The following is a 25842-nucleotide window of genomic DNA, read 5'->3' on the forward strand; positions in this document are numbered from 1 at the left end:
GACCGGGACCGCGGTCCCGTCCCCGCCTCACCGAGGACGAGATCGTCGACCGGCTGCGTCCCCACGTGCGGACCGCACTTGAACGGGACGGCAACGAAGCAGTCACGCGGGTGCAACTGCGAGCGATCATGCGCGCCGAGCAGATCCCCATCCGCAACGACCGCCTCACCCCAGTCCTCGCCCGACTGCGCGACGACAACACCACGACGAGGAGCCCCCGATGAAGACCTGCCCACGCTTCACCCGCATCCGCGCCGACTTCGAGCGGGACATCCGCTACCTCGGCAACCACGCCACCCGCCACCAGGGCACCGCCCCGGCGAAGGCCAGCGCCCGGACCGCGCTCGGCACCAAGCAGCGAATGGCCAAAGCCCTCACACGGCACTACGAGCATTGCCTCGAATGCGGCTGAACCACCCATAGCGGCAGGCGGAGCGCCTCTGAGGCGCGCTCCACAGGGCGGCCCGGGCTCTTTGCCGGGCCCCCTGCCGTTCCGGGGCAGCAGGTTCCCGAACACCGCCGCCGTCCCCCGACCCGAACCAGCATCACGAGGACCCGAACCCGATGGCGAACCCGCCGAATAGCGCGACCACCGACCCAGTTCAGCCGGACTACAACTCGCTCTCGCGGCGAGCAAGTTGGGACGGAAGCGTAGCTTCCGTCATACCCGCCCCTGAGTGGGCGGGAGCGGACCTGCACCAGGGGGCGCAGGTCCTTCTGGCTTCGACCGGGGGCGGATTGAAGCCAGAGCAGGAGGAGAAGCCGTCCGAGCGCCGCAGCCGCCGTAACCGCGCCGACCGCGCCCGACAGCGACCGCGACAGCCGCGCGAGAAGAAGCGCCTGCACCAGCCCAACACTCGTTTCAACGAAGAAGAGTTCGCCCTGATCAAGTCCGCCGCCGCCCGCTGCAACCTGTCCGTCGCCGGATTCCTCGCCCGCGCGGCTCTCTCCGCCGCCCACGACCTCGACCGCACCAGCGCCGAGATCGCCGACGAGCGCGAAGTGATCACCGCCCTGTTCGAGAGTCGTCGCAGGCTCGGCTGGGCCGGCAGCAACCTCAACCAGGTCTCCAAGGTCCTGAACTCCGGTGCTGACGCCCCGCAGCTCGAAGCAGCACTCGACGCCGTCCGGCGGGCCGCCGACACCGTTCACGAGGCCGCCTCGCAGTTGATCGCGCAGCGCACCTCGTGATCCCCAGCGTCAACGCGGCGGGATCACGCACCATCGGCCTTCTCGCCTACCTGTACGGGCCTGGCACGCACGAGGAGCACACCGATCCGCACCTCGTCGCGTCCTTCGACGGCATGTCCCCCGACCCCGGCCGCGACCCGGACGTCACCTTCGAGGACCTCCAGCAACTTCTCGATCAGCCCGTCCAGGCCCTCCCGGAGCACGCGCGGCCCGCCAAGCATGTGTGGCACACCTCCGTCCGCGCGACCGCGGACGACCGGATCCTGTCCGACGAGGAGTGGGGCGAGATCGCCCGCCGGATCGTGGCCGCCACCGGCATCGACCCCGGTGACGGCCAGCCCGGCTGCCGCTGGGCCGCCGTACGGCACGCGGACGACCACATCCACATCATCGCCACCCTGGTATGCGAGGACGGCAGCCGCCCCGACGACTTCCGCTCCGGCAAGCGGGCCCAGGCCGAGTGCCGACTCATCGAGAAGGAACTCGGCCTGCACCAGGTCGCTCCCGGGGACGGCACCGCCGCCCAGCGCCCCACCAGCGCCGAGCGCCACAAGGCCGAGCGCCAGGGCCGCGAGCGCACCGCCCGGGAAGAACTGCGCGAGACCGTGCGCCGCTCGGTGGCCGGCGCCCAGAGCGAGGGGGAGTTCTTCGACCGCCTGGCCGCCGCCGGCCTGCTCGTCCGCAAGAGGGTCGCGCCGTCCGGTGATCTCCTCGGGTACAAGGTCGCGCTCCCCGACGACCGCAACAAGAAGGGCGAGCCGGTGTTCTATCCCGGCGCGCGGCTCGCCCCGGACCTGTCCCTGCCCCGGATCCGCGAGCGCTGGACGACCACGGTGCCCCTCAGCCTGGACGGCGAGGGCGTCACTGCGGATGCTCCTCTGCGCTCGGTGCCCGGGCCTGCTTCCGCCCGGCGGTCCGCGACGACCGCCGCCTGGCAAGCGGTGCTGGTCTTCGACGACGGTGACGACGGCGTGATCTCCGCGCACATCGCGGCGGCGGGCGAGGTCCTGGACGCACTCGCCAAGACCTCCGCCGCGCACACCCGCAAGCAACTGGGCGAGGCCGCCTCCGCGTTCGAGCGGGCGTCACGCTCCCACGTCCGGGCCGCACGCGGCCACGACCGCGCCCTGCGCCAGGCCGCCCGTGACCTCGTCCACGGCGGACCGGCACTCGGCCGTGGGGAGGACGGTGCGAGCACCGCGATGCTGATCGACATGGCGTTCTTCCTCGTCACCGCTGCCGCAGCCTGGCACGGCAGGAAGGAACACGCCCAACAGGCCGCCGCTGCACTCCAGGCCGCCGAACACCTGCGCGCCGCCTACCAGGCAGCAGCCGGCCACCCCATGGCCGTACTGCACCAGCGGGGCCGCCTCCTGCCCCCCGCGCTCCAACGGCGGCAGGCCGCCGTCCTGCGCGAAGCGGTACCGGAACTCGCGGAGCAGGTCCTGGCCGAGGCGGGCTGGCCTGCGCTCGCCTCCACCCTCGCCGACGCCGAAGCGGCCGGCCACGAACCCGCCGAACTCCTCGTGCAGGCCACTGAGCGAAGGGAGTTGGACACCGCGTCCTCGGTCAGTGACGTCCTGGTGTGGCGACTGCGCCGTCTTGCCGGGCTCCCCGCCGACGCGTCCGCGATGCCGCTCCACAGCAGTTCCACCACCGACCTGCCGTCGCTTTCGCACACGAACAACCCCACAGACATCCGCCAGGACAGCCGTAACCGGGCCCGTGGACATTGAGAGATTTCAGAGTGGAACGACGACAGGGGCGTGGTGCACGATCTATGGTGCCCGGCAGGACAAGGACGAGGGGAAACCTTATGTTCGGACGCAATCGCGAACGACGAGAACGGCTCGAAGCCCAGAAGCGGTGGGAAGCGTGGAGTGCGGGGCACGTCGAGCCGCCGCTGGGCCCGGTCCATGAGGAGCCGGCGGCCGTGCCGGTCGTGGACGACTTCCTGCCGCCCGACCTGCGCCTGCCGACGCACGAGGAGCTGGCCGGAATGCTGATGGCCCACGACCTTCCGCTCGTCCTCGACGGCGAGGTCCGCGCCTGCTCCGAGTGCGGCGCGTACCGGAAGTGGATCGTCGCCAGCACCCCCGACGGGGTGTGGCTGCGGTGCCCGGCCGGCCACGAACAGGTCGAGCCCCGGCTCGACGCGGCCTGGTACAACCGCACCAGCGGGCCCACCACCGGACACCACGCCACCTACGAGGAATGCCTGCGCTTCCTCGGCCACTGACCCCAACCCCTGCCACCCGTAACGCCGGAGGAGAGCCCCACGGGGGCCCGGCCGTCAGACCCATACGACCACCCCAGGGGTTCACATGCGCATGCGCACCATCGCCACCGGTATTACCGTCGCCGCCTCCCTCGCCATATCCGGGTGCTCCGGCAGTACGCCCGCAGGCTCCGCCTCCTCGCTCGGGAAGCCGTCGGGGCAGACCAAGGCCAGTGCCCCAGCGTCCAGCACCCCCCTGTCCGCTTCCGCGCTCGCCGGGCGGCTCCTCGCCGAGGCTGATCTCGGCCAGGACTACACGCGCAAGCCCGAGAAGACCGCCCGTCACGACGACACGACGGTGATCGGCTGCCCCGCACTGGAACAGCTCGGCGGTGACGCCGCCGCCGGCGGAAGCCTGGACTTCCCGAACAAGGCGACGGCCACGTTCCTCTACAGCGGCAGCACCGGCTCCGAGATCTCCGAGGAGCTCTACAGCGATACCGCCCCGAAACTGACCGCCGGCACGAAGCGCATCTTCGAGGCGATGACCGGCTGTCCCGTCTACCAGCTGGTGATCGGCAGCAAGCCCGTGAAGATCGCCACGCAGAAGCTGGCCGCCCCCGCTCTGGGCGACGAGGCCTGGAGCCAACTGCTCACCTTCACCGCAGGCGGGCAGGACAGCATCGTCAAGCAGACCGCCGTCCGCATCGGGGCTGTCCTGCTGGTCGTCTCCGGATCACCAGCCTTGGTCGACTCCCATGTGGAGAAGGCCCTCGCCAAGGCCGGCACCGGAAGCTGATCGCACGGCCCTGCACGGCCCCGCCGCTCCTCCAGGACCGGCGGGGCCGACCTGTACGCCGTGGGTCGCCGGGGCAGGCATGGGCAATGCGTGGGTGGTACGCGTCAGGCCCGGTTTCCGTCTCCTGGTGGAGTGGGAACCGGGCCTGACCGGCTGGCGACGCGTGTTGGGGTTGGCCACCCCGTGCTCAGGGTGGGGCCAGAGCCGCTCGGGGATCTCCCCAGGCGGCGCGCGGCTCGTTACCCCTCGCGTTGCGGGGCGGGCAGTGCGGTCGCGCTGCCGTCGGTGAAGGGGCGCTGGATGCCGAGGAGCCGGTCGCGGTGGACTCGGGCATCGGTGACGCGGTCCTCGCCGGGCAGATAGACGACGAGGTCGACGTGGCTGTCGTAGCGGTGCCGGGAGGCGGCGACCACGTGGTGGGCTTCGGCGCAGCCAGAGATCGTGTACCGGTCGCCCGGCTCCAACAGCCACGCCCGTTCCTCGAAGGCGCCGTGCACATCCGCCTCCCATTCGGTGGCGTGCGCGCGCATTTCGGGCAGGGTGTACATCTGGCGGAAGGTCTCCTCCTCGGCCCACAGGCGCAGGCAGGCGGGGCACTCGTGCGCCCCAGGGTGCGGAACAGTGGGCTGCCGTTCGCCGCAGTACGTCTGGCCGGTGGCGCTGTTGCGGCGGTGGCCGAAGGTGAGGGGGCCGGCGCCGGGTGAAGTCCACAGCAGGCTGTCGTCGCTGTGACACGGCTGGGCCGCGGGCAGGATGAGTTCGCCCGCTCTCCCGCGCAGTGCCTCCAGGGTCTTGGTGAGGTGGGCACAGTTGGCGCAGGCCCGCTTGCCGGTGGCGCGGCGGTAGTCGAGGGATTTGCCGCAGTAGCCGAGGAGGTGGCCGGGGATCGGGCGGTGGGCGGCTGCGCTCCTTCCCGCACCGGCTGCGGGCCGAGCGTCGAGCTCGCCAGGGTGTGGCGGAGTTGTCAGCGTCAGGAGAGCCCGCGTGCAGCTCTGGCAGGTCTGGTGCGCTGTACGGTCGCCGATCGGGGCGAGGTCGGGCGAGTGCGTGGCGCACGCCGTCAGGGGCTCGCCACCTCCGAATATCACGCCGTAGTGGGCGACGCCGTTGGTGCGGCCGATGGAGAGTCGGATCAGGGGGTAGGGCAAAGGGCCTCCTGGCGGCCAGAGAAGTGGACATGCCGAAGGGGCCTGCCGTCGGCTTGGAGGGAACGGCGGATGGCAGCGCGTTGCGGTGCAGGCCGGCAGTGTCAGCCGGGGATGCTGAAGGTAAGACGTCCCGCGGCGAGTTCCGGCAGGATGCGGCGCCGCACCGGGGAGGGCGAGGCGATCGAAGCGGCGAAGGCCGCGACCAGGTCGTGAGGGGTGCTGGCGCTGAAGGTCGCGCACCAGAGGTAGGGGGCCCCGAGGACGGGCTCGGCCCACGCCTGCCAGCCCACGAGGTCCGGGCGCGGGTCCCCGTCCTGGATCCCCGCCGGCAGCTCCCCCCAGGTGAAGCCGGCAGACATTCCCACGTCCCAGGCGGTGGTCTCCGGGTGGTCGAAGTCCCGGGGCCAGCCCAGGGCCGTCAATGCCGACATGACGGCCTCCGGTCCGCAGTAGTTGACGGCGGGATCGATCCGGGCCTCGACGGCGAGGAGGAAGTCCGCGACGGCCTCGGGCGGGGTGTCGGGAGTGAAGTACGCGTTCCACTCGGCCAGGGCACTGCCTCGGTGCGTGCGGGCGGAGATCTGCCAGGCCACGGGCAGTCCGCCCAGTAGGAAGGCGTGGTCGGTGCGGATCCACTCGGCGCCGCACAGCCCGTTCGGGCTCAGGAAGAGCAGGGTGCTGCGGGCCGTCGTCCAGCTCGTCCAGCCGGACTCGGCGAGGGTGTCGCAGATCCGGTCGGCGAGGACACCGTCGTCGCCGGCGAGGTGTCGGGGAGTGACCCAGTAGGACGGGCTGGGGTCGGGGGTGGACGGGTAGCCGGAAGAGCGGGGGTTCAGGGGCGCCTCCAAGGCGGTACGGAACGGGGGAACGGGTTACAGGTTGCCGGTGGCGCTTCGGCGCCGGCGGGGCGGGGCTTCGACCGGCTCGTGCCAGGTCAGGTCAACGGCTACAGACTTGGGCAGAGGGCCGAGTTGCTCGCCGCCTTCGGCGAGGTAGACGACGGTCCGCCCCTGCGGGTCCACGGTGCTGACGATGGAGCCTGCCGTGTGCTCCATCGCGAAGAGCGGGTTGATGGCCAGCCGGAAGATGGCATCGCGGTCGAAGACGGAGAGTCGGTCGATGATCTCGCCGATGGTGTACTCCGGGTCCAAGGTGTTCTCCTTCATCGTCAACAGGACGCGTGTGCGGCGTTCGTGCCATGGCGCACGCGGGGTGAGGTTCAGTGCGAGCGTAGGGGTGCGGAGGTGGCGATGACCTCGGCCACCACTGCTGCTACGACCTGGGCGGGGGTCTCGGTGTCGAAGGTGACGCGATACCCGGGAACGGTGGCCGTGCCCGTGACGGCGATCACCCAGCCGTCGCCATCCGTGCCGGGACGCCCAGTGGGGAACCATCCGAGATAGAAGCGGCCGTCACGGGAGTTGATGTGCATATCGGCCCGGTCGTCCACGACGAGTTTGAAGTCCTCGTCGGTGAACTGGTCGATCACCATGGCGGGCTGTCCGGCGCCGAGTCGCCAAGTGCGTAGCCGAAGGGCCTCGATCGTCGTGGAGAATCCGGGTTTCGTTGTGTCCACGGTCAACGGCAGACACCTCTCTGACCTGGGGTTTCTTGGGAAGGTGTCTACGTTGACATCCGTTGCGGCATTGCACCAGTCTTTTGGGATTCTTTCTTGTCTGCCCCGGGCGAACTGCACTTCGGAGCTGCCCGACAAGAGGGCGGCCAGACCGTGTCGCACATTTATCGCACTGCCGCCGAAGCGCTTTCCCCGGAGGGGAAGGGCGGCCAGGCCCAACGGTCTTACATACCACTGTGACACCGATAGCGGTAAAGAGGGAAGATTGCCCCCGCGGCCTCCCCAATTCCGATAGAAGGAGGCCATGGCGGAATTCGATGATCCGTGGCTGGTCGACGCGATGTGGCGGGCGACCGACCTGACACGCGCCTACCTCTCCCCGAACCGGGCCCAGGTCGAGGCGTGCCTCGCGGGCCTGGACACCACCCGGCTGGAGCATGTGCTGACCTGGCTGGTCCTCGAACACGACGAGCTCTTCGACAGGCTGGGCGAGCCGTCGATGGCGGTGCGCGAGATCGACGCGGTGGCATCCCTCTCCCCCATGGAGAACGAGTTCGCGACGACGGCGGCCGTACGCCGAGTCGCAGCGCGGGAGACGGGGCTTGCTGCCGCAGTGGGGGATCTGGCGCTACCCGACCAGGTCCACGCGATCTCGGTCTGCACTGTGGTCATGGCACTGCAGGCCTTTGGCCGTGTCCGCGCGCTGGAGGAGGTCGACGCGAAGGCCGTGAAGTACGAGCGGATGGGCTACCCGAGGCCGTACCCGGTCACCTGAGCCCCTGGCCCCCTACTCCTGGAAAAGGTAGAGGCGGGATGGCACAGGAGGGCAGACTTGCTCCTGGAGAACAGCCGGCCTCCACGCAGCCCCGGCGTCCGCAGGGATGCAGCCCGCCACCGGGACGGGCTCGGGTCAGCTGGCCTGCCTCACGGACTGGGCTTGCGGTGGCGTCCGGTGCCCGGGGCCAGGGGGTTGCGTCCCGTGACGGTACCGGTTGCCTCGACCTGTTCGGCGGGCGTGCTTTCAGGCTGCGGGTTCAGAACGCGCCGGGCCGCTGCGTAGTTTTCCACGGGCATGAGCGGCTGCCATGCGAAACCGTCCCACTCCAAGATCAGGCGCGGGGCATCGGGGTCGACGTGGGCGGCGCGCTGCGGGCCGGTGCCGAGGGTGATGGCCTTGAGTTCGCCGGGCTTGCGCAGACGCCCTTGCCGGCGGGCGGCCCAGCGTTCAAGGGGTTCGTCGGTCATGTCCTACCTCCGTAAGGGGTAGCACCCTACCGAAGTCGGACAACACGCCGCCCCCTTCTCCGCCCGAACGGAAGGAGGGGGCGGTCGCGTGTACGAGGTGATTACGGCTTGTAGAGGAAGGCCTGACCGAGCAGAAACGTCCGGTAACTCCTGGTGGTGGGTGCCGACGGCTCGTACGGCTCTTCCCGCCTGATTGCTGGGGATTCAACCCTGCACGGTTGGTCCAGCGAGTCCTCGTACCGGCGGGACTCAAGCCGCGCGTACTCGTGGACGGTCGGAGGGCGACGGTCGAAACGGGGGTCGACCCCGCCGAGGGGCGCCTCGGGCTCCGCGCAGTCAGGAACTGGCACGGCAAGGTGCTCCAGCCCGACCCGCGGGTTCAGAGCACGTTCCGCCCGCCTCACTGCTCCTTCGGTGAAGCCGCCAGCCGCGTAGAGGATGCCTCGCTCTGCGCCCAGATCAAGCAACTTGCCGATGAATTCATCGACCGTTCCGATCGAGACGCGACGTCCGTAGCACTTAGCTTCGAAGACCACTTGGAGTGTCTGGCCGGCGATCGAGCCCACTGCCAGCGCGTCGACCTGGCGAGCAACGCCGCTCAGTTCGCCGATCCTCAACTCGTTGTGCGTGATGGAAGCATTGGCGTCCAGGGCCTGGACAAGCGCGGCCACCTGCATCTCATACGCCAGCCAAAAGGCGGCATCGGCGGGCTTCCTCGTCTTGGTTCGCCCGTTTGGAGCAGTCGTCATCGCAGAACTCTAACGGGCCCGACCGCAGCCGCCTGAAGATCATCCGTGGGCGCGGCGTCCGCCTCCTGGGGCACTTGCCGCACGATCGAAGGCATCTCAGGACGTATGGCCTGCGCGAGTCCCGGCGACGCATCGCCACCGGCCGCGTAGACGCACGAAGGCCCCAGGAACCGGTTGTGCTCGGTTCCTGGGGCCTCGTGGCGTTGGTGCTTAGTTCTGGGTGGTGGTCTGGTCAGCCGGTGGTCTGGTCATCCTGGTCCGCATCGCGGCGCCGACGTACGGCGATCAGTGCGCCGCCGCCTGCGGCGACCAGCACTCCGGCTCCGGCGAGCAGCCATCCGGTGGCGTCGGCGCCGGTCTGGGCGAGGGAGCCCGTGGGGGCGGGCGAGGATGGGCTGGAGATGGACTCCTCGGGGGTCGGGGTCGCGGAGCTGGTGGGGGGCTGGGAGGTGGCCGGCGTGCTCGGGGTCGGCTTGGTGGACGGTGTGGCCGGCGGGATGGTGGGGGCGGTCGGGGTAGGTGCCGGGGTGGTGGGCGGCTGGGTCGGCTGTTCCTTCTTGGTGTTGGTGAAGGTGGCGGTGACCGGGGCGCCCGGCTTGGCGGTGATCTTCACCGGGGTGGAGTTCAGCTGGTAGCCGTCGGGGGCCTTGGTCTCGGTGGCGGTGTAGCTGGTGCCGGCGCGGGCGGTGACCGGGAGCTTGGAGGTGGCGGTGCCGTCCTTGCCGGTGGTCAGGGTGACGGGCTTGCCGTCGCCAGAGGCGGGGGCGATGTTGATGACGGCGCCGGCGAGCGGCTTGCCGCTGGCCTTGTCGGTCTTGGTGACCGTGAGGTCGGCGGGCTTGAATGGATCTACGACGGCGAGCTTCACGGTCTGTCCGGGGGTGACGATGACGTCCTGGTCCGGTGCAAGGTCGTGGATCGGGCTGCCGGTCGCGGTCTCCTTGAGTCGCCAGACGCCGGGGGTGACGCCTTCGAAGCGAAAGACGCCGTCCGCGTTGGTCTTGCCGGTCAGGGCCTTGGTCCCGTTGAGGGTGTCGAGCAGGTTGAACTCGGCGCCCGCGAGGAGGGCTCCGTCGGGGTCCTTCTTGGTGACCTCGACGGTGCCGGGCTGCGGTTCGTGGGCTTCCGCCCAGGCGGTCGGTGTGCTGAGCAGGGTGCTCGCCACGAGGGCCGCGACGGTTGCGGTGACTACGGTCGGGAAGCGGTTGGCAGCGCTGGAGTGCATGGGGGGAGTGAGGTCCTTGATCGTGGAGGGCGGTGTGCCGAGGCGGCGTCGGAAGCCGGAGGTCAGCGGGAGCGGCCGGAGGCGGGGCGCGCGGTAGGCAGGGTGGGCAGACTCGGGCGGGAGTGATCGGGTGCCGGGGCGGGAGCCCAGATCTGGGTGTACTGCGTGATGGCGCGGCGGAGTCCGGTCAGGTCGGCGCCCTTCCAGGGCGGGGGCCCGTTCTCGTGCCAGTCGCGGATGCGGGCGTAGCCGTCCCGTCCGGGGCCGATGCCCGTTGCCGCGTCACGCCTGGCGAAGGTCTGGTGGTCGGCGAAGCAGAGGTAGGTCGTGTCCAGGGTTCCCCGGTCGGGATGGACCACCGCCAAGCGCAGGCCGTCGTATTCCCGGTGGCGGATCGTGCTCTGGAAGTCGATACGGATCCGTACCGGGGAATCGGCTACGGGGCTGCCGTAGTAGGTGTTCCCGACGACGGCGCCGACGGGGAAGGGTGGCTGGAGTTCGGCGAAGAACTCCACTGCGTGTAGGGACAGGTGAACCTCCAGGGCCAGTCAGCGGCGGGCGGGAGCTGGAGTGGTGCTGGTGCTCCAGCGCGGCACGCTGGTCGTGGTGAGCACCGGCCGCGGTCGGGCTGCCGTACGGCGGTGCACATCGAGCGGAGTGGGTGCCGGTGGCGGGGGCGGGACGATCGGAGTGATCTGGATGTGCGGGAGCAGGGAGGAGAGGATCCCTTCCTGCCAGCGAGGAACGGGTGCCGGGTCGGCCAGAGCCGTGGTGATCGCGGTGACCAGGTGGACCGGGGTGCCGGTGGAGGCGGTGGCGTACCAGCGGGGTCCCTTCGGGCCGCCCCACATGTACCAGCGTGCCTCCAGGGTGGTCAGCTCCTTGGTCTCGTCGAGCCGGCCGGTGACGTATTCCAGGCCAGCCAGGCCGTCGGCGCTCTGGAGTTCCAGGACGCCCCAGCGGGGGTGCTGAAGTTCCCAACCTCCCTTCAGGAGCGGGGCAACGGCGTCGAACCGGTCGCGCGGCTCCTTGTCGAGGTAGGCGTCCGCGCCCTGGGTGTACGCGGCGGCGAGGGCGGTGGTGAAGGCCGTGACCAGCTCCGTGGGAGTCATGTCGTTGAAGCACACGCCCCAGGCGGGAGCCGCGAAGGGGTCGCGGTAGGCCGTGATGCGCCACAGGCCGTCATCGTCTCCTTCGGGGAGGAAGCCGAGTCGGACCTTGCGGTCCGGGGAGGCGACGTACAGGTTGCCGACGTCGTCGTGGTGGCGGTCCCAGCCGAGTTCGAACAGGGGCTGGAGGGCTGGGTCTCCGATCCAGGCGCTGCCAGCCAGGTAGCGGGGGGTGACGTAGACGTCGCCCTCGATCGGGTCAGGTGCGGTGTCGGTCAAAGAGCAGTCCAGGGGGCAGGGGTGGGTGGCGGCTAGGCGGTCGGCGTGACGGTGATCGTGATGTGGTCGCGGGCGGCCTGGATCCGCGCTTCGGCCTGGTCGGCGTCGGGGGCGGTGACGACGAGGAGGCCGACGCGGGCGACATCGACGTCGCCCTCCGGCGGCAGGGTGACCTGTTCGCCCGGGGAGAGGATCCAGCTGGTCTGCTCCAGCCAGTCGGTGGCCTTCGCGAACTCCGGGTCGATGCCGAGCTCGACGATGGTGCCGGAGACCTCGGGGTAGAGGAGGGCGATGGCCGCGGCCTGCTGCCGGGTGGGAGTGAGGTCGGGCTGCAGGCCGAGGGCGAGGTCGGCGGCGGCGCGCGGCAGGTCTATGCCGGTGGCGAGCAGGACGAGCTTGCCGATCAGGTCGCCGCCGATCCGGCCGTTCACTTCGATGATCCGCGGGCCCGTGGCCGTGAGGCGCATCTCCACGTGCTGGATGCCTGTGGTAATCCCGAGGGCGGCGATGGCTGCCTGGGCGACGGGTCCGACGCGGCGGAGCAGGGGGTCGGCCCCGTCCACCGTGTGGCCGACTTCTTCGAAGTACGGAGCGAAGGCGAGCTGCTTGCGGGTGACAGCGACCGGGGTGGTGACTCCGTGGTGGGTGACGCATTCAACGGATATCTCTTCGCCGTCGAGGTACTCCTCGACCAGGACGTCGGTGGACTCGCTGCCCCACAGGCCCGCTCCTTCGGTCGCGAACTCGAAGCCGGCGGGGAGTTCTTCGGCGCGGTCGACGCGGATGACGCCGACGCTGCCGGCCTGCCCGGACGGTTTGACGACGACGGGGTAGCCGATGAACTCGGCAGCGAGGGCTGCCTCCAGAAGGTTGGCGGACTTCATCGACCGGGCGGACGGAACCCGGTGGAGATCGAAGAGCTCGCGGCTGAGGGACTTGTCGCGGCATCCGTGGAGGACGTCCGGGCCGTCGGTGGCCACCTGCAGGTGCTGGGCGAGGGCCGCGGTGTTGACCAGGAGCATCTCGTTCCAGGTGAGCACGCCGGAGATGGGCTGTCGTGCGGCCAGCGCCTCCCCCGCTGCCAGCAGCGCATCGATGTCGTACGGGTCGGCGACCTCGTGGTCGACGACGAGGGACTTCTCCCAGGTGAGGGCGGCCGGGGTGATGACCACGGTGTCGTAGGCGGCGGCGACGGACTCGAGGCAGTAGCCGCGGTACAGCGAATCGTTGGGCGCGACGACCAGGACAACGGGGCGGGCCGGGGCAGTACGGAGGTTCTCGGACGGGGTCAAGGGTCAGGGGGCCTTTCGAAACAGACGGGGAGCGAGGAGCTATCGGGGCGGGGAAGTTCAGCGGCGCATGCCGGGGCTCTGGGCGGAGGCTGCAGTGCGGGCCGCGGGTGTTACCGCGGCGGGTGGTTGCCTGCGGGGCAGGGTCTGGGGGAAGGCCGTCTCCTTGGCCAGGAGCGCGAGCGGTTCCAGCTGGTCTGCTGCCTGGCCCAGTGCGTCCTGGACTTCGAAGGGGAGCGGCCCCTCGTAGAGGGTGGGGCCGGTGGTGCCCGCCCAGTGGGAAACGGCGCGGAGCAGGTGGTGGACGTCGGCGACGAGGCCGTCCTGGGCCAGCAGGGTCTGGGCCAGGGCGGTGGTCGCGGCGGCGGGCAGGGTGTCGAAGCGGTCGGTGAGCAGGCGTACGAGGCTGCCCGCTGCGGCTGCTTGATCCGCGTGGAGCGAGGAGATAGCCGAAGAGCTCGGGGGCATGGGTCTCCCAGGTCGGGTGAGCGGGGCTGGGGAGGTCAGGGCCGCTCGCGTGCGGGAGAGCGGCGGTGGCGCATAGCGGGTTCGCGGCGCAGGCGCCAGAAGGCGGCGAGGAGGCCGATGGCCTGGAGGGCGGCGCAGCCGGTCAGGACGTGTCCGAGTGCCGGCGCGGGGGTGAGGGCGACGAGGACTCCGGCGAGCGGGAACGGCAGGAGCATGATCAGGATGGTGATGCTGAGGGTGGCGCCGAAGACGTTCTCGGGGATGAGGTGGGAGCGCAGGGTGCGCAGGACGACGGTCATGCCGCCTTCGCCGGCCATCAGTACGGCGGTCAGGACGAGGAAGTGGGTGTAGGTGCCGGCCTGGGAGACGGCGAGGCCGGCCAGTGCGGCGACCGCCGCGCTGGCGGCTCCGGCGGGCCACAGGCCGATGCGGTCGATGGCGTAGCGGCAGCAGGCGACCGTGACGAGGGAGGCTGCGGCGGCGGCCGACCAGATCATGCCGACGGCGGCGCTGGTGTAGCCCAGGTGTTGCACGACGATGATCGGGGCGGCGGCCTGGAGCATGCCGGTGGCGATGTTGGAGACGGTGAGTCCGGCGATCAGCCACGCGAGGGCGGGAAGGGAGGCGAGGGTCTTCCATCCGGTGCGCAGTCCGGTGAGCGCGGACGCGGCGGGCGGGACCATCCGGGGCTCGCGGTGCCAGGGGGCGAGGGCGGCGCCCAGGAGGGAGCAGGCGGCAATGGTGATCAGGGTGCCGGTGACTCCGGCCCAGTGCAGGAGGAATCCGGCGGCTGCGGGGCCGGCAAGGGTGGCGGTCTGGTCGATGCCCAGGAGAGCCGACTGCACCCGGTGGGCCCGCTCCCCCGCGTCCTTGCTGGCCGTGGCCCCTGCCGTCTCGGCCGCGATGTAGGAGAACTCGGTGGCCACACCGGTGATGGCGGCGAGCGCCATCACCGTGATCGTCGCCCCAAGGCCACCTGCCTGGGTGGGCAGGATGACGGCCGCGGCCAGGACCACCAGGGCGCGCAGCACGGAGGCGATGCGGAAGACCCTCTTGGTTCCGTGCCGGTCGACCATCGTCCCTGCCAGGCTGAACGCCGCGAGGCGGGGGATCCACTCCAGCGCGAACGCCAGCCCGGTAAGGGTGGCGGAGCGGGTGGTGGCGAGCACGATGAGCGGGATGCCGTACGTGGTCATCGCGAAGGCGCCGGCGTCGGCGGTACGGGGGAGGTAGATGCGGCGCAGCAGGGACAGCTGCGGGAGGAGGGCGTGCCGTGGGCCGGCGATCACAAGATCGGTCATCGTCGCTTTCACGCAAGAAGGCGCCCGCCGCGGGCGAGCAGATCAGAAGAGGGTCAGCGGCGCGGGGTGCGCGCCTTCGGCGAGATGTCCGCCGGATGCGTCGGGCCCGGGGCCTTCGACGGGGTGGCCGGGGAGCCCGGCTCTGCTGCGGCTTGGCGGTAGATGGCCAGGTGCGTGTCGAGCTGGCGGAGGAGGTAGCCGCGCTTGATCGCCAGGTGTTCGATGCGGGTGCCGCGGTTACCGAGGAGGCCCTCGGTCCAGCGGTGGCCGACGGTGTCCTTGCCGGTCAGTGTCTTGGACAGTTCCTGGATGGCACGAGCCGCTTCGCCTAGGAGCTGGCGCTGCACGTCATCAACGTTCAGTGCCGTGTTCATCACGGCCGCCACGGTCTCTTGCATGTGGCCGGGTGCGCCCTGCATGGCGGTGAAGGCCCAGACGTTGGGGTCCATGCCGACCGCGCGTGCCACCTCGCTGGTCCCCAGCGCGGCCACAGCACCCTCGTACGGTGGGGGGCTCACGCGGCGAGCTCCATCTCGTCCTGGGATGCGCCGGTCAGCTGGGCGGCCAGGGTCGACCCGTGGTCGCGGACCCACGACGCGAGCGCGGTACGGGGCCCGTGCAGGGATCCGTAGTCCGTCCCGGGTGCGTGGCTGGTGGTGCCGGGCGTGCCGGAGCCGACGAGGGTAAGGGTGGCCTGGACCCGCGTGACGAAGTCACTCACGTCGCTGGGGTGATGGTGGGTTCGGGCCCAGCGGGCCGCCGTGTCGTAGACCTCGGCCAGCTCCTCGCCTGCCGGCGTAAGTACCAGGCTCGGGTTCCCGTCATCGGTGGAGGCTTCCAGCAGGCCCAGTGCGCGCCCGACCGCGGAGGCTTGGCGCAGCTGCCACCGGGTGAGACCCGTGAGGGTCCGACTCAGGAGGTGCCGTTGGAGTGGCCCGTTGTCGTCGATCTCGCTGATGATCCGGATGAGGCCGGGGTGCGACAGGGCTGCCGTGGCCGGTGCCAGGGCGCCCGCGTGGGTGCGGGTGTTCATCGGGTGCGGCCTCCGGTCGCCCCCGCGCTGGCGGAGCGGACGGGAGCGGTGTGGGAGAAGAGGTCGCCCGGGTTCCATGTCGCATGGGCCGGGGTCGTCGGCACCGCCGGGATACGCGGCTGGGTGGTGGCCCACATAGCGGGGCGGTCCAGCGGCTGCGCGGGTTTCGGCGCCCACACCGGGTGGTTCACGGCCTCGGTCAGGGTGCTGCCGGCGGCCCAGGCGGACAGTGCCTGGTAGACGGGAGCCAGGTCCCGCCCGGCGGCAGTCAGTTCGGCGCGTCCTTGACGGTCCTTGGTGACGAGGAAGTCCTCGGCCAGGCGGTTCAGCGGCTGGTAGACATTGGTCAGGTGCCGCTCGGGCATGGCGGTGGCGGCCAGGGCCTTGGCGCTGGATGCCCCTCGGATGCGCAGCGCCCAGAGGATCGGGGTGGCCTGCCGAGGTGCGATCAGCGCAATCGTGTCCTCGATGTCCTGTGCGCGGGGCACCTCCTTGGGTACCCGGTTGCCGGTCGCCGGATCCAGCACCATCTCCTTCTCCAGGTGCTTGCCGCCCCAAGCAGCGATCACGCCCAGGACCGGCAGCAGCTCGCGACCTCGGACAGACAGGCCGTACAGCACGTCGTGGGACTCGAACTCGGTCCGTTCGACGAGGCCGGAATCGACGAGCTTGCCGACCCTGGGGTGGAGCTGGCCGTCGGGGAGCCAGGGCAGTGCGCTCTTGATCTCCCGGTAGCGCAGTGGCTTCTCGGACAGGGTCATCAGCACCCAGACGTTCCACCGCGGGGCCAGCATCTGCAGGCTTTCGGTGACGCGGGACAGGTCGGACGATATGGATTCGGGCAAGCCGGTGGTAGCCAAAAGGGGGTGCTCCTGGAACGTGGTGTCGGGGGTCAGCGGGTGCGGGCGGGCGTGGCTGCTGTCGCGGGAGCGGCAGGGACTGGCGGCGCGACCGTGGCGGCGGGCGTGGTCTCCACTGCGGGGGCGCGGTGCAGGCTCTGCAGCACTGCGGTGACGTGCTGGGCCTGGGTGTCGCGGACGGCGACGGCTTCACCGATACGGCGGGCGCAATCGTGGAGGTGGCCGGCGGTGTAGCGGCTGACCTCGCGCTCAGGGTGAGTCAGCTGCCGCAAGCGCTGGAGCTGGAAGTCGAGGTCGCGCTCCGCGAATTCGACAGCGGCGTGGGCTGCCAAGAGCGCGGACAGCATGTTCGGGTGGCTGGTGGAGTCGGCGTGGGCTTCAAGTTCGGCACGCGGTCGGCCGTAGAGGGATTCGATGTGCTCGGCGATCAGCCGGGAGGTGTCGTGGGGCAATCAGTGGCCTCTCGCGCCCTGGGCCGCGGGGTCCGCCGCGAGGGGCGGCACTCTGAATGCGGCACGGGTGGTGATCTTGTTTTGGTTGAACCGCACCCGGCTCTCCGGCCGGGGCGAACCCGGCGGGGGCATGCTCCGAAGGAGTTGGTCCAGGGCGGTGACGTACTGGGTGCGGGCAGACAGGGCGGCATCCATCCACTGGGAGTCGAAGCGCAGCTCGGAGGCGGACAGCGCGCCCATGTCCGTGTCAGGGGCGGTGTATCGGTGGACGCGGTCACGGACGCGGGCGACCTGTTCCTCGGCCAGAGCCAGGAACGACCGCAGCTCCAGCGCGCGCTGCTCGGCCGCCGTGGCGGTCCCGGCTGTCGCAGCGGCGTAGAGCCGGGCCAAGGGGGCACCGAAGACCTCTTCGAGGTGCGCGTCCTTGCTGGTCGGCTTCGTCGAGGTACTCATCGCATGCCTCCCCTGACCGGGCCGGCGGGCACTGCCGCTGGCCGGGCGACGGGCGTGGTCTCGATCGCAGGCCCCGTGCGGACGCCCCCGCGCCAAGCTCCCGGCGTACCTCTCCTCGGGGCGTTGTCGTCCAGGAGATGGGCCACGACCATTGCCCGGCCGTCCCGTACGGCGACCAGGGTGTTCACGCGGTCGGCGAGCGCCATCACCGGGTCTTCGAGCTCGCCCACGGGTGCGCGGTCGAGGGCAAGGACGAGGTCGTCCTCGGCCCGCGACAGCAGCCCTTGGGCTTCTTCGAGGTGCCCGTACCAGCGGACCACCGTTGTCACATCGGGATTCGCCTCGGGGGCGGCCGTTACGGCATCGCGCAGCCGGCGAAGAGGCATCTGGAAGCGGGCTTCGATCTGCTGGGTGTAGGCGGCCAGCAGATCGTCGAGTTCTTCGGGCATGGCGAACTCCTCTCCATGAGGGCATGGGGCGACAAGGCGAAATGGACGGAGGGGGCCCAAGTTGTGCGGTGGGGCCAGTTACTAGGGTCCGGAGAATCCCCGGTTTGGCTGACCGGGGATGTGCTGCTATGTTCCGGCGCCCCGGTCTCAGCGGGTCCGGCCGCGAGCCTGTGGCGGAGCGACCGGCGGGGCGGCGGGGCTGGTGGTCCGGGTGGACGGCACCGCCGGCGGCAGGGGGGTGGAGCGGTCGTCCATCCACCCGACGGCGGCCTCGAAGGTCTCGAAGGTGCCGTTCTGTTGGGTTGAACCGGCGGCCAGGCGGAGTGGGTGGGCGTCGGCCCAGGTCACAGCCGGGCCTCACTGCGCCGTTGATGCGACAGGTGTCGTACACGAGTCATCCGCCTGCGCCCGGGCGCCTGTGTATCTCTGCGGCTGGATTCGGCCCCTTGGGTCCGCAAGTGGCGCCTCTCCTTAGCCCAGGGGGCACGTGGGAGGAGGCGCGTGAGAGCGGTGTGCGCCCCTGTGGGTCTCCGGTGCGCGCTCCGGCAAGTGAGCGGGAGAACCGTTGCACCTTTCCCCGAATGGGGTGATGGGAGCGGTGCAGCCTCCACCTTCGGGCCGATCTTGGAAAGGGTTGGCGTGCACTCGTTGGTTCGCCGCCTTGAACGGCATCGGTGGCGTGTGTCGCTGCGGCCGGGGCCAGGTCCTGCGTCGTTGTCAGAGTCGTGCCGTAGCGGCCTGACGAGCTGTGCTCAGGTGATTCCGGCGTCAAAAAGGAGAATCAGATGACGACAACGCGTGGCACGGACGAGGAGCAGGGTCAGGCACGCTTCGCGCCGGCGTGGGCGGTGGATCGGGGCGCGGGGCGCTGGGGGGTGGAGTGGGAGGTGCCAGGCGCCACCCGGTACGAGCTCTACCAGGTGCCGGACGGGTCTGAGGAGGACGGGGAGATGGCCGCGGTGGCGAAGGGTGCAAGTGCCGAGGAGCTGGCGTTCACCGCAGCGGCAGAGCTGGGCGCCGGGCACTACGCCGTCGCCGCTTACTCGGACGGCGCGATCGTGCCCCTGCGGGTCTCCGCAGTGGGTGTTGGTGAGCGAAGCGGCAAGGCGGATATCAGTAAGCGGCTCAGGGAGTGGCAGCAGTGGTCGCAGCTTGCGCCGCACAAGAAGAACGCCAAGTCGAAGGTCGGCGATCCGGACGTCAGCCGCGTCAAGGGCGTTAAGCGGACCAAGCAGTCCTACACCCTGACGAAGAACCCCAATGAGGTGGTCACGTTCAACCCGAACGTAAACCTCTGCTTTCCCGGGGCGATCGTCCAGGCCCGGCCGGCCATGCGCAACGGCTACCTCATTTCGGCGCAGATCGAGGACAGTGACCGTGCTGACCTGGGGGTGACGGTAGACCGGCTGACCGGGAAGAAGGAGACGGCCTCGCCGCCGTCGGCGAGTAATGTGACGGCCGCCATCGGGAAGGTAGTGGGCGAGGACACCCCCGGCTCCTCCGACATCGTCTATCGCCGCGTCGAGGCGTACTCGAGTGCGGAGGCCGCTCTGGAGCTGGGCATCTCAGCCACGTACGGCGGGTTCTCTGCCTCGCTGGACGTGGAGGCGAAGCGGAAGGAAACGCAGAACACGGTTCTGGTGTATTTGCGGGAACGCGCCTTCACCGCCTTCTGTGACACCTCTACGCCCGCCGCGCTGTTCAAGGACAGCTTCACCGAGGAGAAGCTCACCCAGCTGATTACCAACGGAGCGATGGGGCATGACAATCCGCCGCTGCTGGTCAATAGCGTCAGTTACGGCCGCATCCTGACGTTCACCTTCACGGCCAAGACGTCCGAGGCCGAGATCAACGCCACGCTCAAGGCGAGCTACAGCGGATTCGCGAACGTCTCCGCCTCGGCCAAGGCCCGCTACAAGGAGGTCATCAACCAGTCCGAGGTCGCATCGTCGGGCTATCGGTCACTCCCGACATGGTCAAGGGGCTCCTGACCGACGGCACGCTCAAGGACTACTTCTCCAAGACGCAGAAGTTCAAGAGTTACGGGATGATCGGCTACACCCTCCAGACCCTCGACGGTATCCCCGCCAAGATGAGCGAGACCACCTCCTACGACGCCGTCGTCTGGGGAGAGGACCTGGTCACACTCCAGGTGAGCGAGCTCTTCCTCGGCGGAGGGTCCGTCAAGCAGTTCAAGTTCACCATGGACGGGGAATACCTTGAGTCCACTCCCGAAAAGCCTGCCTCGAAGAGCCGTGATTTCGCGGGTGACGGCTCCGGGGATCCCTTCAAAATCACAAAGATCCGTGTCGTGTTCGCAGACGCCCTCGTCGACTGGAAGCTCAGCCCCAAGGACCTGGGTTGGTTCACCAATGGCCAGAACACGGCCGCCGGCCGGTACCCAACGAGCGGCTCCCCCTATGTGAACTACACAGCCACGAAGGGATAGCAGCCCGCCCGCAATCGGACGCACGCCCCGCAGGACACCACCCGAGCGGGGCGTGCAGCAGCTACGGACCGCGGCGGCCTTCTCGGTGGAGAACCGCCGCGGTGTCGAGCGGTCAGCATGGCGGACTGATAGACGTCAGGGCCTCGTGACTGAGGGAGTCAGGACACCTTCAGGCAGACCGCGTAGACGGTGTAAGGGGAGGGCCCCCCATCCAGTCCGTGATTCATCTCGGCCGACACGATCCAACCCTTCCCGTCGGCGCTGGGCTGGGACTGGTGGACCTGCTTCACCGAGCTGTGGCCGCCCCCGGTCACCACGTAGCCTGCGGGTGCGCGGACCTCGGTCGCACGGCCGATGTGATCACCCTCAGCAGTAACGATCTTGATGTCGACGGGCTTGTTGTTGAGCTGCCCGGTAGCGCCCTTGACGGCGCCTACGGCGGCACCGGTGATCGGGTTGGACATGGCTTCTCCTTCAGGTCTGAGGAACACAAATTGCTGCGCACCATGCGCAGCGACCACGCTAAACAGGCCCGAATGAGGCGAATCGATTCTCTCCCGGGACGCCACGCGCCCCTCCCCTCCGGCTGGCCGCTCCACAAGCCATCCCGGGCACCCTGAAATGCACCACACGTCATGAACGGATCAGATATAGGTACTCAAGGTTTGTCCTTCAAGTTGTTCAGGCTGGCGATGAGCTGACGGTTTGCGGCGCGTGCGGCGTCGAGGTCGTCGTCGCGGTCGGCGAGTTGTTGTTGCAGTTCGGTGGTGTGCTGTTCCAGGTGGCTGATGCGCTTTTGCAGGGCGTCGTGGTCGGGCGGTCCGCCGAGTCCGGCGCGTTGCCAGACCTGTTCACCGAGGGTCTCGGCGAGGCGTTGTTCGAGGTGGCGGATGTGGGTGTCCTGGCGGCGGACGCGGTCGGTGAGGTTCGCGATGTCGGCCAGGAGGGACTGTTTGCTCGCGGTGGGGCCGGTTGTGGTGTTGATCTGGGGTTCGGCTGCGCGGGTGGTGACGGCGGCGTGCAGGTCGGGGTGGCGGTAGATGAGGCTACGGTGGACTCCGGCGGCCCGCGAGACGGCGGAGACGCTGATGTCGGCGCCGCTGGCGGCGAGTTGGTCGAGTGCGGCGAGGACCTTGGTTCGGCGGCGTTGGCTGTCCTGGTGGCGGGCGTCGGTGAGGTGCTTTGCGCTGTTCACGGGCGGTGCGTGTTCCTGGTCTGGTCGATGAAGGAGCCGATGGTGGGCATGCCGAGGTCGATGACCTGGCGGGTGCGGCGCAGGGCGGTGGTGGCGTCCTGGATCTGTTCACGTTCGTCGTCGGTGAGCTCGTCCAGGGAGTCCTCGACTCGGTGGATGAGCTGGCGGAGCTTGCTGATCTCGGTCTCGGACGGGGCCGCTTCGGTTCGGGCCCAGCCGTCGAGTTCGCCGGTGGCCAGGACGCGTTCGCGGTCGCGCAGGAGGGTCTGGAGGTAGTCCTTGAGCTCGGAGAGGTAGGAGGCGTCGGTGCGGAAGTGGCCGCAGCCGAGGCAGCGGAAGCGGTAAGGGCAGGCTTGTCCGCCGGCCTTGATGTTGCTGGGTTCCATGCAGATGCCGAAGGGGACGGAGACCTGTCCAATCCGCAGGCGGGTGTGCTCGTCGTCCAGGGCGCCCTGGATCTGCTGCCAGGTCCGCTGGCCGTTGCGGTCGAACTGGTGGGCCGCCACCCGCTCGACCGCCTGACGCATCCGCTTGCCGGTAATGCGGTAGTAGGTCTGAGTTGTGCGCATGGTTCGGTGGCCCATGAGATCGCGCAGGACGTCGGGCGGGACGCCGGCGTCCGCATGCCGTTGGGCATAGCTGTGGCGGTAGGCGTAGGGGACGATCGCCGCCTTATTGAACTCGATGTCGCCGTCGGCCAGCAGCGCGGGCAGGGCATCGACCCAGTCCCGGTGGGAGGAACTGAGGGAGACGTCGGAGAGCCGACGACTGCCGGCGGGGTTGCGTTTCAGGGCGGGCAGCAGGGCGAGGTCGCTGAGCGGGGTGTCGGGGAAGCGGGCCTGGACGGCACGTTGCTGGTTGCGTACGACGTTCGCGGTGGCGTCCGCGATCGGCAGACGCCGGCCGGGTCGGTTGGCCTTGTAGTCGTGGTAGATGAGCACGGTCTTGCCGTCGGCGCCGGTGGCGAGGCAGTCCCAGGGAAGGCGGCAGATCTCGTCGGGGCGCCGGCCGGTGTCGATCAGGAGCTCGGCGGCGACACGGGTCGAGGACCCGGAGCGTTGCTCCAGCTCGGGCAGGGCCTGGCAGATCTGGGCAAGCACGCGTTCGGGCAGTGCCCGGCCGGGTTCGTCGCCGTTGTCCTGGCGGGGGATGTCCTCGGCGAGGAAGGTGAATTCCGGTGGCAGGGTGCGGGTGATGTCGCCGGGCATCCGCCTGCCGCGGTTGCGCAGGCCGTTGATGACACGCTTGACGTTGCGGCAGTCCACGATGCGGCTGCGCTGGCTGATCTTGCCGATGCTGACCAGGTAGGCGAGACGGTTGAGGAAGCAGACCGCGTCACCGCGGGTGAGCCGGGCGGGGATGTCGCCGTGGTCGTCGGCGCGGTGCAGGCGCAGGCTCTCCGAGAGCCGGGTCAGGCTGAGCACGTAGTGCTGCATGACGGAGCCGATCGCGTCGCCGCGGCGTCGGGGCATCTCCTCGCTGACCCAGTACTTGACCACCTCTCGCAGCCAGGGCTGTGTGATGCCGGTGAAGTCGACGGTGCGGTTGCCTTGTCCGAAGGCTTCGAGGTTCCAGATGTCCTTGTGGCGTTCGGTTTCGGGATCGGCCAGGGCCCGGCGGGCGGCCCTGGCGATGGTGGACCGCAGCGACTCGATATTGCCGGGCAGGAGGGCCAAGTCCGAAAGAGTGGTGACTTGCTGGTCGCGGGCCTGGTTGCAGAGCAGCTGGATGCGGGCGAGCTCGGTGATGTTCCCGGCCCTGTAGCGTTCCTGGAGTCCGAAGAGAATCTCCGCGACGACCTGCGGCGGCAGGCCGCGCATGTCGACCCGGCGGCCGTCGCGCCGGGCGGGCGCGGTCCGCATCCACTGTTCCAGGTCAGCGTCGGAGTCTGCGCGCCGAAGGGCCTGCGCCCTCTTGGTATGGGGGCGGCAGAGCCCCTGATATTGGCCCTGGGTCGTGTAGCGGCGCCAGTCGCAGAGGTTCACCCGGCAGAATCCCGGATGCGGGTAGGGGGTCAGATCCGTGCGGGCGGCGAACTCTTCCAGGCTCTGGCAGCTTTGCTGGAAGTGCCACATATGAGCGGTGCAGATCATTGACCGCCCGGTCTTGGCGGGTCGCTCGCACCGGACGACCGTGCAGATGGTCTCGTTCCACTCCTTGACGTCACGACGGCGTACCGCTTGAAACTCCTCCTCCGCAAGCCCGCTGGCCTTCCATGCCCTGGTGCAGGCGACGCACCACCGCCTGCGGTGGCCGATCACGGTCTTGCAGCCGGTGATGCGGCAGATCTCGTAGCCGACGAGCGGGTCCTCGCGTGGAGGGTGCCAGGTCAGCGTCTCTTCGATCCAGCCGATCTTCGTCAGGAAGCCGGTATCCATCTGGTCCCGCAGGCGGTCGGCGACCGTGTCGTCGTCCGGAGGGGCGGCGAGCGCGCTCGCCTGGGCGGCGTGGGCCATGATCAGTCTCCGTGTCGGGGCAGGCGGGGGCTGGGGACTCGCTCGACGGCGTCCCGCAGCCGCTGGTGCGAGGGGTGCAGGTAGGGCTGTGATGACATGGGTGATGTGTGGCCCAACAGCTCTGCCAGCTCATCGAGTTGGCCGCCGGCGGCCATGACGTTGTCCGCGAATCCGTGGCGCCCCTGGTGCGGGCGGATGCGGCGTTGCAGGTCGGCCCGGCGGCTGAGCGAGGCCAGGAGTTCGTTGATCGCGCCGGGCCGCATCGGGGCGCCGATGCGGCCGCGGAAGAGGTTCACCAGCAGAAAGTCGCTGTCGACTGCAGCCGGAACAGCAGCTCGTTCGATGACGTACTGGTCGTGGGCCTGCAAGAGCAGGGCATCGACCGGAACCGCTCGGGAGTTACGGGATTTGGCCCAGGCCCTGTTGATGTTGTCTCGGCGAATGACGTGCAGGTGACTGCCCAGCACGGGGCATCCAAGCGGCCGGGCATCGAGCACGAAATGCAGGTCAGCCCTGCGCAGACCGACGAGTTCACCGCGACGGATACCGGCGCGGGCCATCAGCAGCACGATCAGCCGGTCCCGGGCCGAGCGGCACGCCCGCACGAGCGCGACGATCTCCTCGTCACTCGCCCTGTCGATCGGGTCGTCCGGCTCGTGCAGGCGGTGGCGGACCTTCAGGTAGCCACGAGGCATGCCGTACTCGCCCCGAACCTCCGCAGGCAGATCACGGCTGTCGCCGATCTCGTAGAGCTGGTCGATGACCCAGGCCGGGGCCGCACCGGTGCCCACGGTGTACTTCAGGAACTCGCGGACCGCGGCGAGCACGGCGTTTACCCGGCGAGGACCGCGAACCTGCTTGGCTCCTGTTCCGGTGAACACCGGTGTCGGCGACGGGCGCCTCGGCGCGTGTCTGAGCCAGACCATGAACATGCCCAGATGGCGGGCGCCGGTGGTCCAGCCCCGCCCGCTCTCCCCGCACCAGCGCAGATACAGAGCGATGGCACCGGCGTACGCCTCCGTCGTGGACTCCGCGCTGTCCTTGCCGAACCGCTTATGGCGCAGGAACTCGTCCGCCCCTTCGGCGACGCGCAGTTCGAAGTCCAGGACGGTCCAGTAGGCAACTCCGGAGGGAAGCAGTACACGGAAGGACCGGAAGATCGTAGAAGGATGTGCTTGTACGCTCACGCGACGGGAACGACATTCCTGACGTGCGCGACACCCCTACCGATCCTGTCTCACTCGACCGGGTGGCCTGTCCAGCACGACAGTGCGCGACGCACCTCGGACCCCAACAGAACTGCCCTCGCGCAGCGTGTGCGTGAACGTGTCGAGGTCGGCCTGCTCCAGCAGGATTCGGAACGGCTTCTCCACCCGCTCGTCCAGCGCGCGCAGGAGCACCGTGGTTTCCGGCTTGGACGAGGTGTCGTCGGTGTAGCTGTGGAGCAGGGCGTAGTGGTCTCCGTCGCTCATGAGCCGCTGCTGTAGGGCCACGGTGGCCGTGTCGGCGGGCTGGGTGCCCATTCCCGGCGGCAAGGCGATGGCCTCGGCGGGACAGCCGCGCTTGATGAGCCAGGACTGGGCCATCGCCGGAAGTGGCAGCGTGGCGTGCTCGAAGCTGTACGACTTGGTTGGGATGTCGCGTTCGAGGAGCAGCGCGATGAGCTGCGGTTCGCCGGGGATTCCCCACGTGACGGCGCCGTTGTGGATCACGTAAAAGCTGTGGCGGCCATCGGGGCTGTGGTGGGCGGCGAGCGTGGTCATCGAGTCGCGGTCCGAGTCGATGTGATCCCAGAACGCCTCGTCCACAGCGTCGTTGACGGGCTCGAAGCCATCGAGGCGAAAGTCAGGCCGGTAGTCGGTTCGCGGCATTCAGTTCATTTCGTGTCTGTAAGGGGG

32 protein-coding genes are annotated in these 25842 nt (G+C 69.5%); 8 read left to right on the top strand and 24 right to left on the bottom strand.

Going from position 1 to position 25842, the window contains the following annotated elements; translation table 11 throughout:
• Positions 1-220: 220 nt before the first annotated feature.
• The 5 genes from ACTVZO_RS07505 to ACTVZO_RS07525 all read left to right on the top strand — a co-directional run bounded on the left by ACTVZO_RS07505 (position 221) and on the right by ACTVZO_RS07525 (position 4208).
• Positions 221-412, top strand: coding sequence for a hypothetical protein (locus tag ACTVZO_RS07505; protein ID WP_351913589.1), 192 nt, complete (start codon positions 221-223; stop codon positions 410-412).
• A 326-nt stretch (positions 413-738) separates the two neighbouring features.
• Positions 739-1191, top strand: coding sequence for a plasmid mobilization protein (locus ACTVZO_RS07510; RefSeq protein WP_443297632.1), 453 nt, complete (start codon positions 739-741; stop codon positions 1189-1191).
• Positions 1188-2927, top strand: coding sequence for a relaxase/mobilization nuclease domain-containing protein (locus tag ACTVZO_RS07515; protein ID WP_443297633.1), 1740 nt, complete (start codon positions 1188-1190; stop codon positions 2925-2927). Before ACTVZO_RS07510 ends, ACTVZO_RS07515 begins: the two co-directional genes overlap by 4 nt.
• 80 nt (positions 2928-3007) lie before the next feature.
• Positions 3008-3430 carry a hypothetical protein gene (locus ACTVZO_RS07520; protein ID WP_443297634.1) on the top strand — a complete coding sequence of 141 codons (423 nt, stop codon included), beginning with the start codon at positions 3008-3010 and terminating at the stop codon, positions 3428-3430.
• A gap of 85 nt (positions 3431-3515) precedes the next feature.
• The gene (locus ACTVZO_RS07525) at positions 3516-4208 is read left to right on the top strand and encodes a hypothetical protein (protein ID WP_443297635.1); all 693 of its coding nucleotides are present in this window, start codon (positions 3516-3518) and stop codon (positions 4206-4208) included.
• A gap of 239 nt (positions 4209-4447) precedes the next feature.
• Here ACTVZO_RS07525 and ACTVZO_RS07530 read toward each other — a convergent pair whose 3' ends face one another.
• The 4 genes from ACTVZO_RS07530 to ACTVZO_RS07545 all read right to left on the bottom strand — a co-directional run bounded on the left by ACTVZO_RS07530 (position 4448) and on the right by ACTVZO_RS07545 (position 6938).
• Positions 4448-5356 (bottom strand): hypothetical protein, encoded by a 909-nt coding sequence (locus tag ACTVZO_RS07530; protein ID WP_443297636.1) that lies wholly within the window; start codon positions 5354-5356, stop codon positions 4448-4450.
• Between the two features lie 101 nt (positions 5357-5457).
• Positions 5458-6204: a DUF317 domain-containing protein gene (locus ACTVZO_RS07535; RefSeq protein ID WP_443297637.1), complete on the bottom strand. Its 747-nt coding sequence runs from the start codon at positions 6202-6204 to the stop codon at positions 5458-5460.
• Between the two features lie 24 nt (positions 6205-6228).
• Positions 6229-6522 (bottom strand): hypothetical protein, encoded by a 294-nt coding sequence (locus ACTVZO_RS07540; RefSeq protein ID WP_443297638.1) that lies wholly within the window; start codon positions 6520-6522, stop codon positions 6229-6231.
• A gap of 53 nt (positions 6523-6575) precedes the next feature.
• Positions 6576-6938 carry a DUF317 domain-containing protein gene (locus ACTVZO_RS07545; protein ID WP_443297639.1) on the bottom strand — a complete coding sequence of 121 codons (363 nt, stop codon included), beginning with the start codon at positions 6936-6938 and terminating at the stop codon, positions 6576-6578.
• 298 nt (positions 6939-7236) lie between these two features.
• On the opposite strand from ACTVZO_RS07545, the gene ACTVZO_RS07550 reads away from it, so the two are divergent.
• Complete coding sequence (locus tag ACTVZO_RS07550; protein WP_443297640.1) at positions 7237-7707, top strand: hypothetical protein; 471 nt, start codon at positions 7237-7239, stop codon at positions 7705-7707.
• 149 nt (positions 7708-7856) lie between these two features.
• Here the strand turns inward: ACTVZO_RS07550 and ACTVZO_RS07555 are convergent, their stop codons facing one another.
• The 15 genes from ACTVZO_RS07555 to ACTVZO_RS07625 form a co-directional block, all read right to left on the bottom strand.
• Positions 7857-8177 (bottom strand): DUF6087 family protein, encoded by a 321-nt coding sequence (locus ACTVZO_RS07555; protein ID WP_443297641.1) that lies wholly within the window; start codon positions 8175-8177, stop codon positions 7857-7859.
• A 101-nt stretch (positions 8178-8278) separates the two neighbouring features.
• Positions 8279-8926 carry a restriction endonuclease gene (locus ACTVZO_RS07560; RefSeq protein ID WP_443297642.1) on the bottom strand — a complete coding sequence of 216 codons (648 nt, stop codon included), beginning with the start codon at positions 8924-8926 and terminating at the stop codon, positions 8279-8281.
• 232 nt (positions 8927-9158) lie between these two features.
• Positions 9159-10151 (bottom strand): MSCRAMM family protein, encoded by a 993-nt coding sequence (locus ACTVZO_RS07565; RefSeq protein ID WP_443297643.1) that lies wholly within the window; start codon positions 10149-10151, stop codon positions 9159-9161.
• Positions 10152-10213: 62 nt separating this feature from the next.
• Positions 10214-10666, bottom strand: coding sequence for a hypothetical protein (locus ACTVZO_RS07570; RefSeq protein WP_443297644.1), 453 nt, complete (start codon positions 10664-10666; stop codon positions 10214-10216).
• 33 nt (positions 10667-10699) lie between these two features.
• Positions 10700-11539, bottom strand: a complete 840-nt coding sequence (locus ACTVZO_RS07575) for a DUF317 domain-containing protein (RefSeq protein WP_443297645.1) — start codon at positions 11537-11539, stop codon at positions 10700-10702.
• 32 nt (positions 11540-11571) lie between these two features.
• Complete coding sequence (locus ACTVZO_RS07580; protein ID WP_443297646.1) at positions 11572-12831, bottom strand: ATP-grasp domain-containing protein; 1260 nt, start codon at positions 12829-12831, stop codon at positions 11572-11574.
• Between the two features lie 57 nt (positions 12832-12888).
• Positions 12889-13296: a hypothetical protein gene (locus ACTVZO_RS07585; protein ID WP_443297647.1), complete on the bottom strand. Its 408-nt coding sequence runs from the start codon at positions 13294-13296 to the stop codon at positions 12889-12891.
• 35 nt (positions 13297-13331) lie between these two features.
• Positions 13332-14597 carry an MFS transporter gene (locus ACTVZO_RS07590; protein ID WP_443297648.1) on the bottom strand — a complete coding sequence of 422 codons (1266 nt, stop codon included), beginning with the start codon at positions 14595-14597 and terminating at the stop codon, positions 13332-13334.
• Between the two features lie 53 nt (positions 14598-14650).
• Positions 14651-15115, bottom strand: a complete 465-nt coding sequence (locus ACTVZO_RS07595; RefSeq protein ID WP_443297649.1) for a hypothetical protein — start codon at positions 15113-15115, stop codon at positions 14651-14653.
• Positions 15112-15630 (bottom strand): hypothetical protein, encoded by a 519-nt coding sequence (locus tag ACTVZO_RS07600; RefSeq protein ID WP_443297650.1) that lies wholly within the window; start codon positions 15628-15630, stop codon positions 15112-15114. The genes ACTVZO_RS07595 and ACTVZO_RS07600 overlap by 4 nt, the downstream gene beginning before the upstream one ends.
• On the bottom strand, positions 15627-16475 hold the full coding sequence (locus ACTVZO_RS07605; protein ID WP_443297651.1) for a winged helix-turn-helix transcriptional regulator: 849 nt from the start codon (positions 16473-16475) through the stop codon (positions 15627-15629). The genes ACTVZO_RS07600 and ACTVZO_RS07605 overlap by 4 nt, the downstream gene beginning before the upstream one ends.
• Positions 16476-16522: 47 nt before the next feature.
• Entirely contained in the window at positions 16523-16942 is a 420-nt protein-coding gene (locus ACTVZO_RS07610; RefSeq protein ID WP_443297652.1) for a hypothetical protein, read from the bottom strand.
• Positions 16943-17395 (bottom strand): hypothetical protein, encoded by a 453-nt coding sequence (locus tag ACTVZO_RS07615; protein ID WP_443297653.1) that lies wholly within the window; start codon positions 17393-17395, stop codon positions 16943-16945.
• Entirely contained in the window at positions 17392-17844 is a 453-nt protein-coding gene (locus ACTVZO_RS07620) for a hypothetical protein (protein ID WP_443297654.1), read from the bottom strand. The genes ACTVZO_RS07615 and ACTVZO_RS07620 overlap by 4 nt, the downstream gene beginning before the upstream one ends.
• Before the next feature lie 147 nt (positions 17845-17991).
• Positions 17992-18192, bottom strand: coding sequence for a hypothetical protein (locus ACTVZO_RS07625; RefSeq protein WP_443297655.1), 201 nt, complete (start codon positions 18190-18192; stop codon positions 17992-17994).
• Between the two features lie 437 nt (positions 18193-18629).
• Between ACTVZO_RS07625 and ACTVZO_RS07630 the strand changes: the two genes are divergently transcribed.
• Together ACTVZO_RS07630 and ACTVZO_RS07635 are read left to right on the top strand one after the other, a co-directional pair.
• The gene (locus ACTVZO_RS07630) at positions 18630-19835 is read left to right on the top strand and encodes a thiol-activated cytolysin family protein (RefSeq protein WP_443297656.1); all 1206 of its coding nucleotides are present in this window, start codon (positions 18630-18632) and stop codon (positions 19833-19835) included.
• Entirely contained in the window at positions 19817-20293 is a 477-nt protein-coding gene (locus ACTVZO_RS07635) for a hypothetical protein (RefSeq protein ID WP_443297657.1), read from the top strand. The genes ACTVZO_RS07630 and ACTVZO_RS07635 overlap by 19 nt, the downstream gene beginning before the upstream one ends.
• Before the next feature lie 158 nt (positions 20294-20451).
• Here ACTVZO_RS07635 and ACTVZO_RS07640 read toward each other — a convergent pair whose 3' ends face one another.
• The 5 genes from ACTVZO_RS07640 to ACTVZO_RS07660 form a co-directional block, all read right to left on the bottom strand.
• Positions 20452-20757: a hypothetical protein gene (locus tag ACTVZO_RS07640; RefSeq protein ID WP_443297658.1), complete on the bottom strand. Its 306-nt coding sequence runs from the start codon at positions 20755-20757 to the stop codon at positions 20452-20454.
• Between the two features lie 194 nt (positions 20758-20951).
• Positions 20952-21488, bottom strand: a complete 537-nt coding sequence (locus tag ACTVZO_RS07645; RefSeq protein ID WP_443297659.1) for a DUF6262 family protein — start codon at positions 21486-21488, stop codon at positions 20952-20954.
• The gene (locus ACTVZO_RS07650; protein WP_443297660.1) at positions 21485-23944 is read right to left on the bottom strand and encodes a tyrosine-type recombinase/integrase; all 2460 of its coding nucleotides are present in this window, start codon (positions 23942-23944) and stop codon (positions 21485-21487) included. Before ACTVZO_RS07650 ends, ACTVZO_RS07645 begins: the two co-directional genes overlap by 4 nt.
• 2 nt (positions 23945-23946) lie before the next feature.
• Complete coding sequence (locus ACTVZO_RS07655; RefSeq protein WP_443297661.1) at positions 23947-25131, bottom strand: tyrosine-type recombinase/integrase; 1185 nt, start codon at positions 25129-25131, stop codon at positions 23947-23949.
• Between the two features lie 36 nt (positions 25132-25167).
• Positions 25168-25815 (bottom strand): hypothetical protein, encoded by a 648-nt coding sequence (locus ACTVZO_RS07660; RefSeq protein ID WP_443297662.1) that lies wholly within the window; start codon positions 25813-25815, stop codon positions 25168-25170.
• Positions 25816-25842: the final 27 nt, after the last annotated feature.

Origin of the sequence: Streptomyces sp. IBSNAI002 (genome assembly GCF_052244475.1) — a bacterium.
Classification (GTDB): domain Bacteria; phylum Actinomycetota; class Actinomycetes; order Streptomycetales; family Streptomycetaceae; genus Streptomyces.

Bases quoted from the DNA above. Each gene is read 5' to 3' on its own strand.
- ACTVZO_RS07505 (WP_351913589.1), top strand. From the start codon at position 221: ATGAAGACCTGCCCACGCTTCACCCGCATCCGCGCCGACTTCGAGCGG.
- ACTVZO_RS07520 (WP_443297634.1), top strand. From the start codon at position 3,008: ATGTTCGGACGCAATCGCGAACGACGAGAACGGCTCGAAGCCCAGAAG.
- ACTVZO_RS07525 (WP_443297635.1), top strand. From the start codon at position 3,516: ATGCGCATGCGCACCATCGCCACCGGTATTACCGTCGCCGCCTCCCTC.
- ACTVZO_RS07540 (WP_443297638.1), bottom strand. From the start codon at position 6,522: ATGAAGGAGAACACCTTGGACCCGGAGTACACCATCGGCGAGATCATC.
- ACTVZO_RS07550 (WP_443297640.1), top strand. From the start codon at position 7,237: ATGGCGGAATTCGATGATCCGTGGCTGGTCGACGCGATGTGGCGGGCG.
- ACTVZO_RS07555 (WP_443297641.1), bottom strand. From the start codon at position 8,177: ATGACCGACGAACCCCTTGAACGCTGGGCCGCCCGCCGGCAAGGGCGT.
- ACTVZO_RS07560 (WP_443297642.1), bottom strand. From the start codon at position 8,926: ATGACGACTGCTCCAAACGGGCGAACCAAGACGAGGAAGCCCGCCGAT.
- ACTVZO_RS07565 (WP_443297643.1), bottom strand. From the start codon at position 10,151: ATGCACTCCAGCGCTGCCAACCGCTTCCCGACCGTAGTCACCGCAACC.
- ACTVZO_RS07585 (WP_443297647.1), bottom strand. From the start codon at position 13,296: ATGCCCCCGAGCTCTTCGGCTATCTCCTCGCTCCACGCGGATCAAGCA.
- ACTVZO_RS07590 (WP_443297648.1), bottom strand. From the start codon at position 14,597: ATGACCGATCTTGTGATCGCCGGCCCACGGCACGCCCTCCTCCCGCAG.
- ACTVZO_RS07600 (WP_443297650.1), bottom strand. From the start codon at position 15,630: ATGAACACCCGCACCCACGCGGGCGCCCTGGCACCGGCCACGGCAGCC.
- ACTVZO_RS07615 (WP_443297653.1), bottom strand. From the start codon at position 17,395: ATGAGTACCTCGACGAAGCCGACCAGCAAGGACGCGCACCTCGAAGAG.
- ACTVZO_RS07620 (WP_443297654.1), bottom strand. From the start codon at position 17,844: ATGCCCGAAGAACTCGACGATCTGCTGGCCGCCTACACCCAGCAGATC.
- ACTVZO_RS07630 (WP_443297656.1), top strand. From the start codon at position 18,630: ATGACGACAACGCGTGGCACGGACGAGGAGCAGGGTCAGGCACGCTTC.
- ACTVZO_RS07635 (WP_443297657.1), top strand. From the start codon at position 19,817: ATGGTCAAGGGGCTCCTGACCGACGGCACGCTCAAGGACTACTTCTCC.
- ACTVZO_RS07640 (WP_443297658.1), bottom strand. From the start codon at position 20,757: ATGTCCAACCCGATCACCGGTGCCGCCGTAGGCGCCGTCAAGGGCGCT.
- ACTVZO_RS07650 (WP_443297660.1), bottom strand. From the start codon at position 23,944: ATGGCCCACGCCGCCCAGGCGAGCGCGCTCGCCGCCCCTCCGGACGAC.
- ACTVZO_RS07660 (WP_443297662.1), bottom strand. From the start codon at position 25,815: ATGCCGCGAACCGACTACCGGCCTGACTTTCGCCTCGATGGCTTCGAG.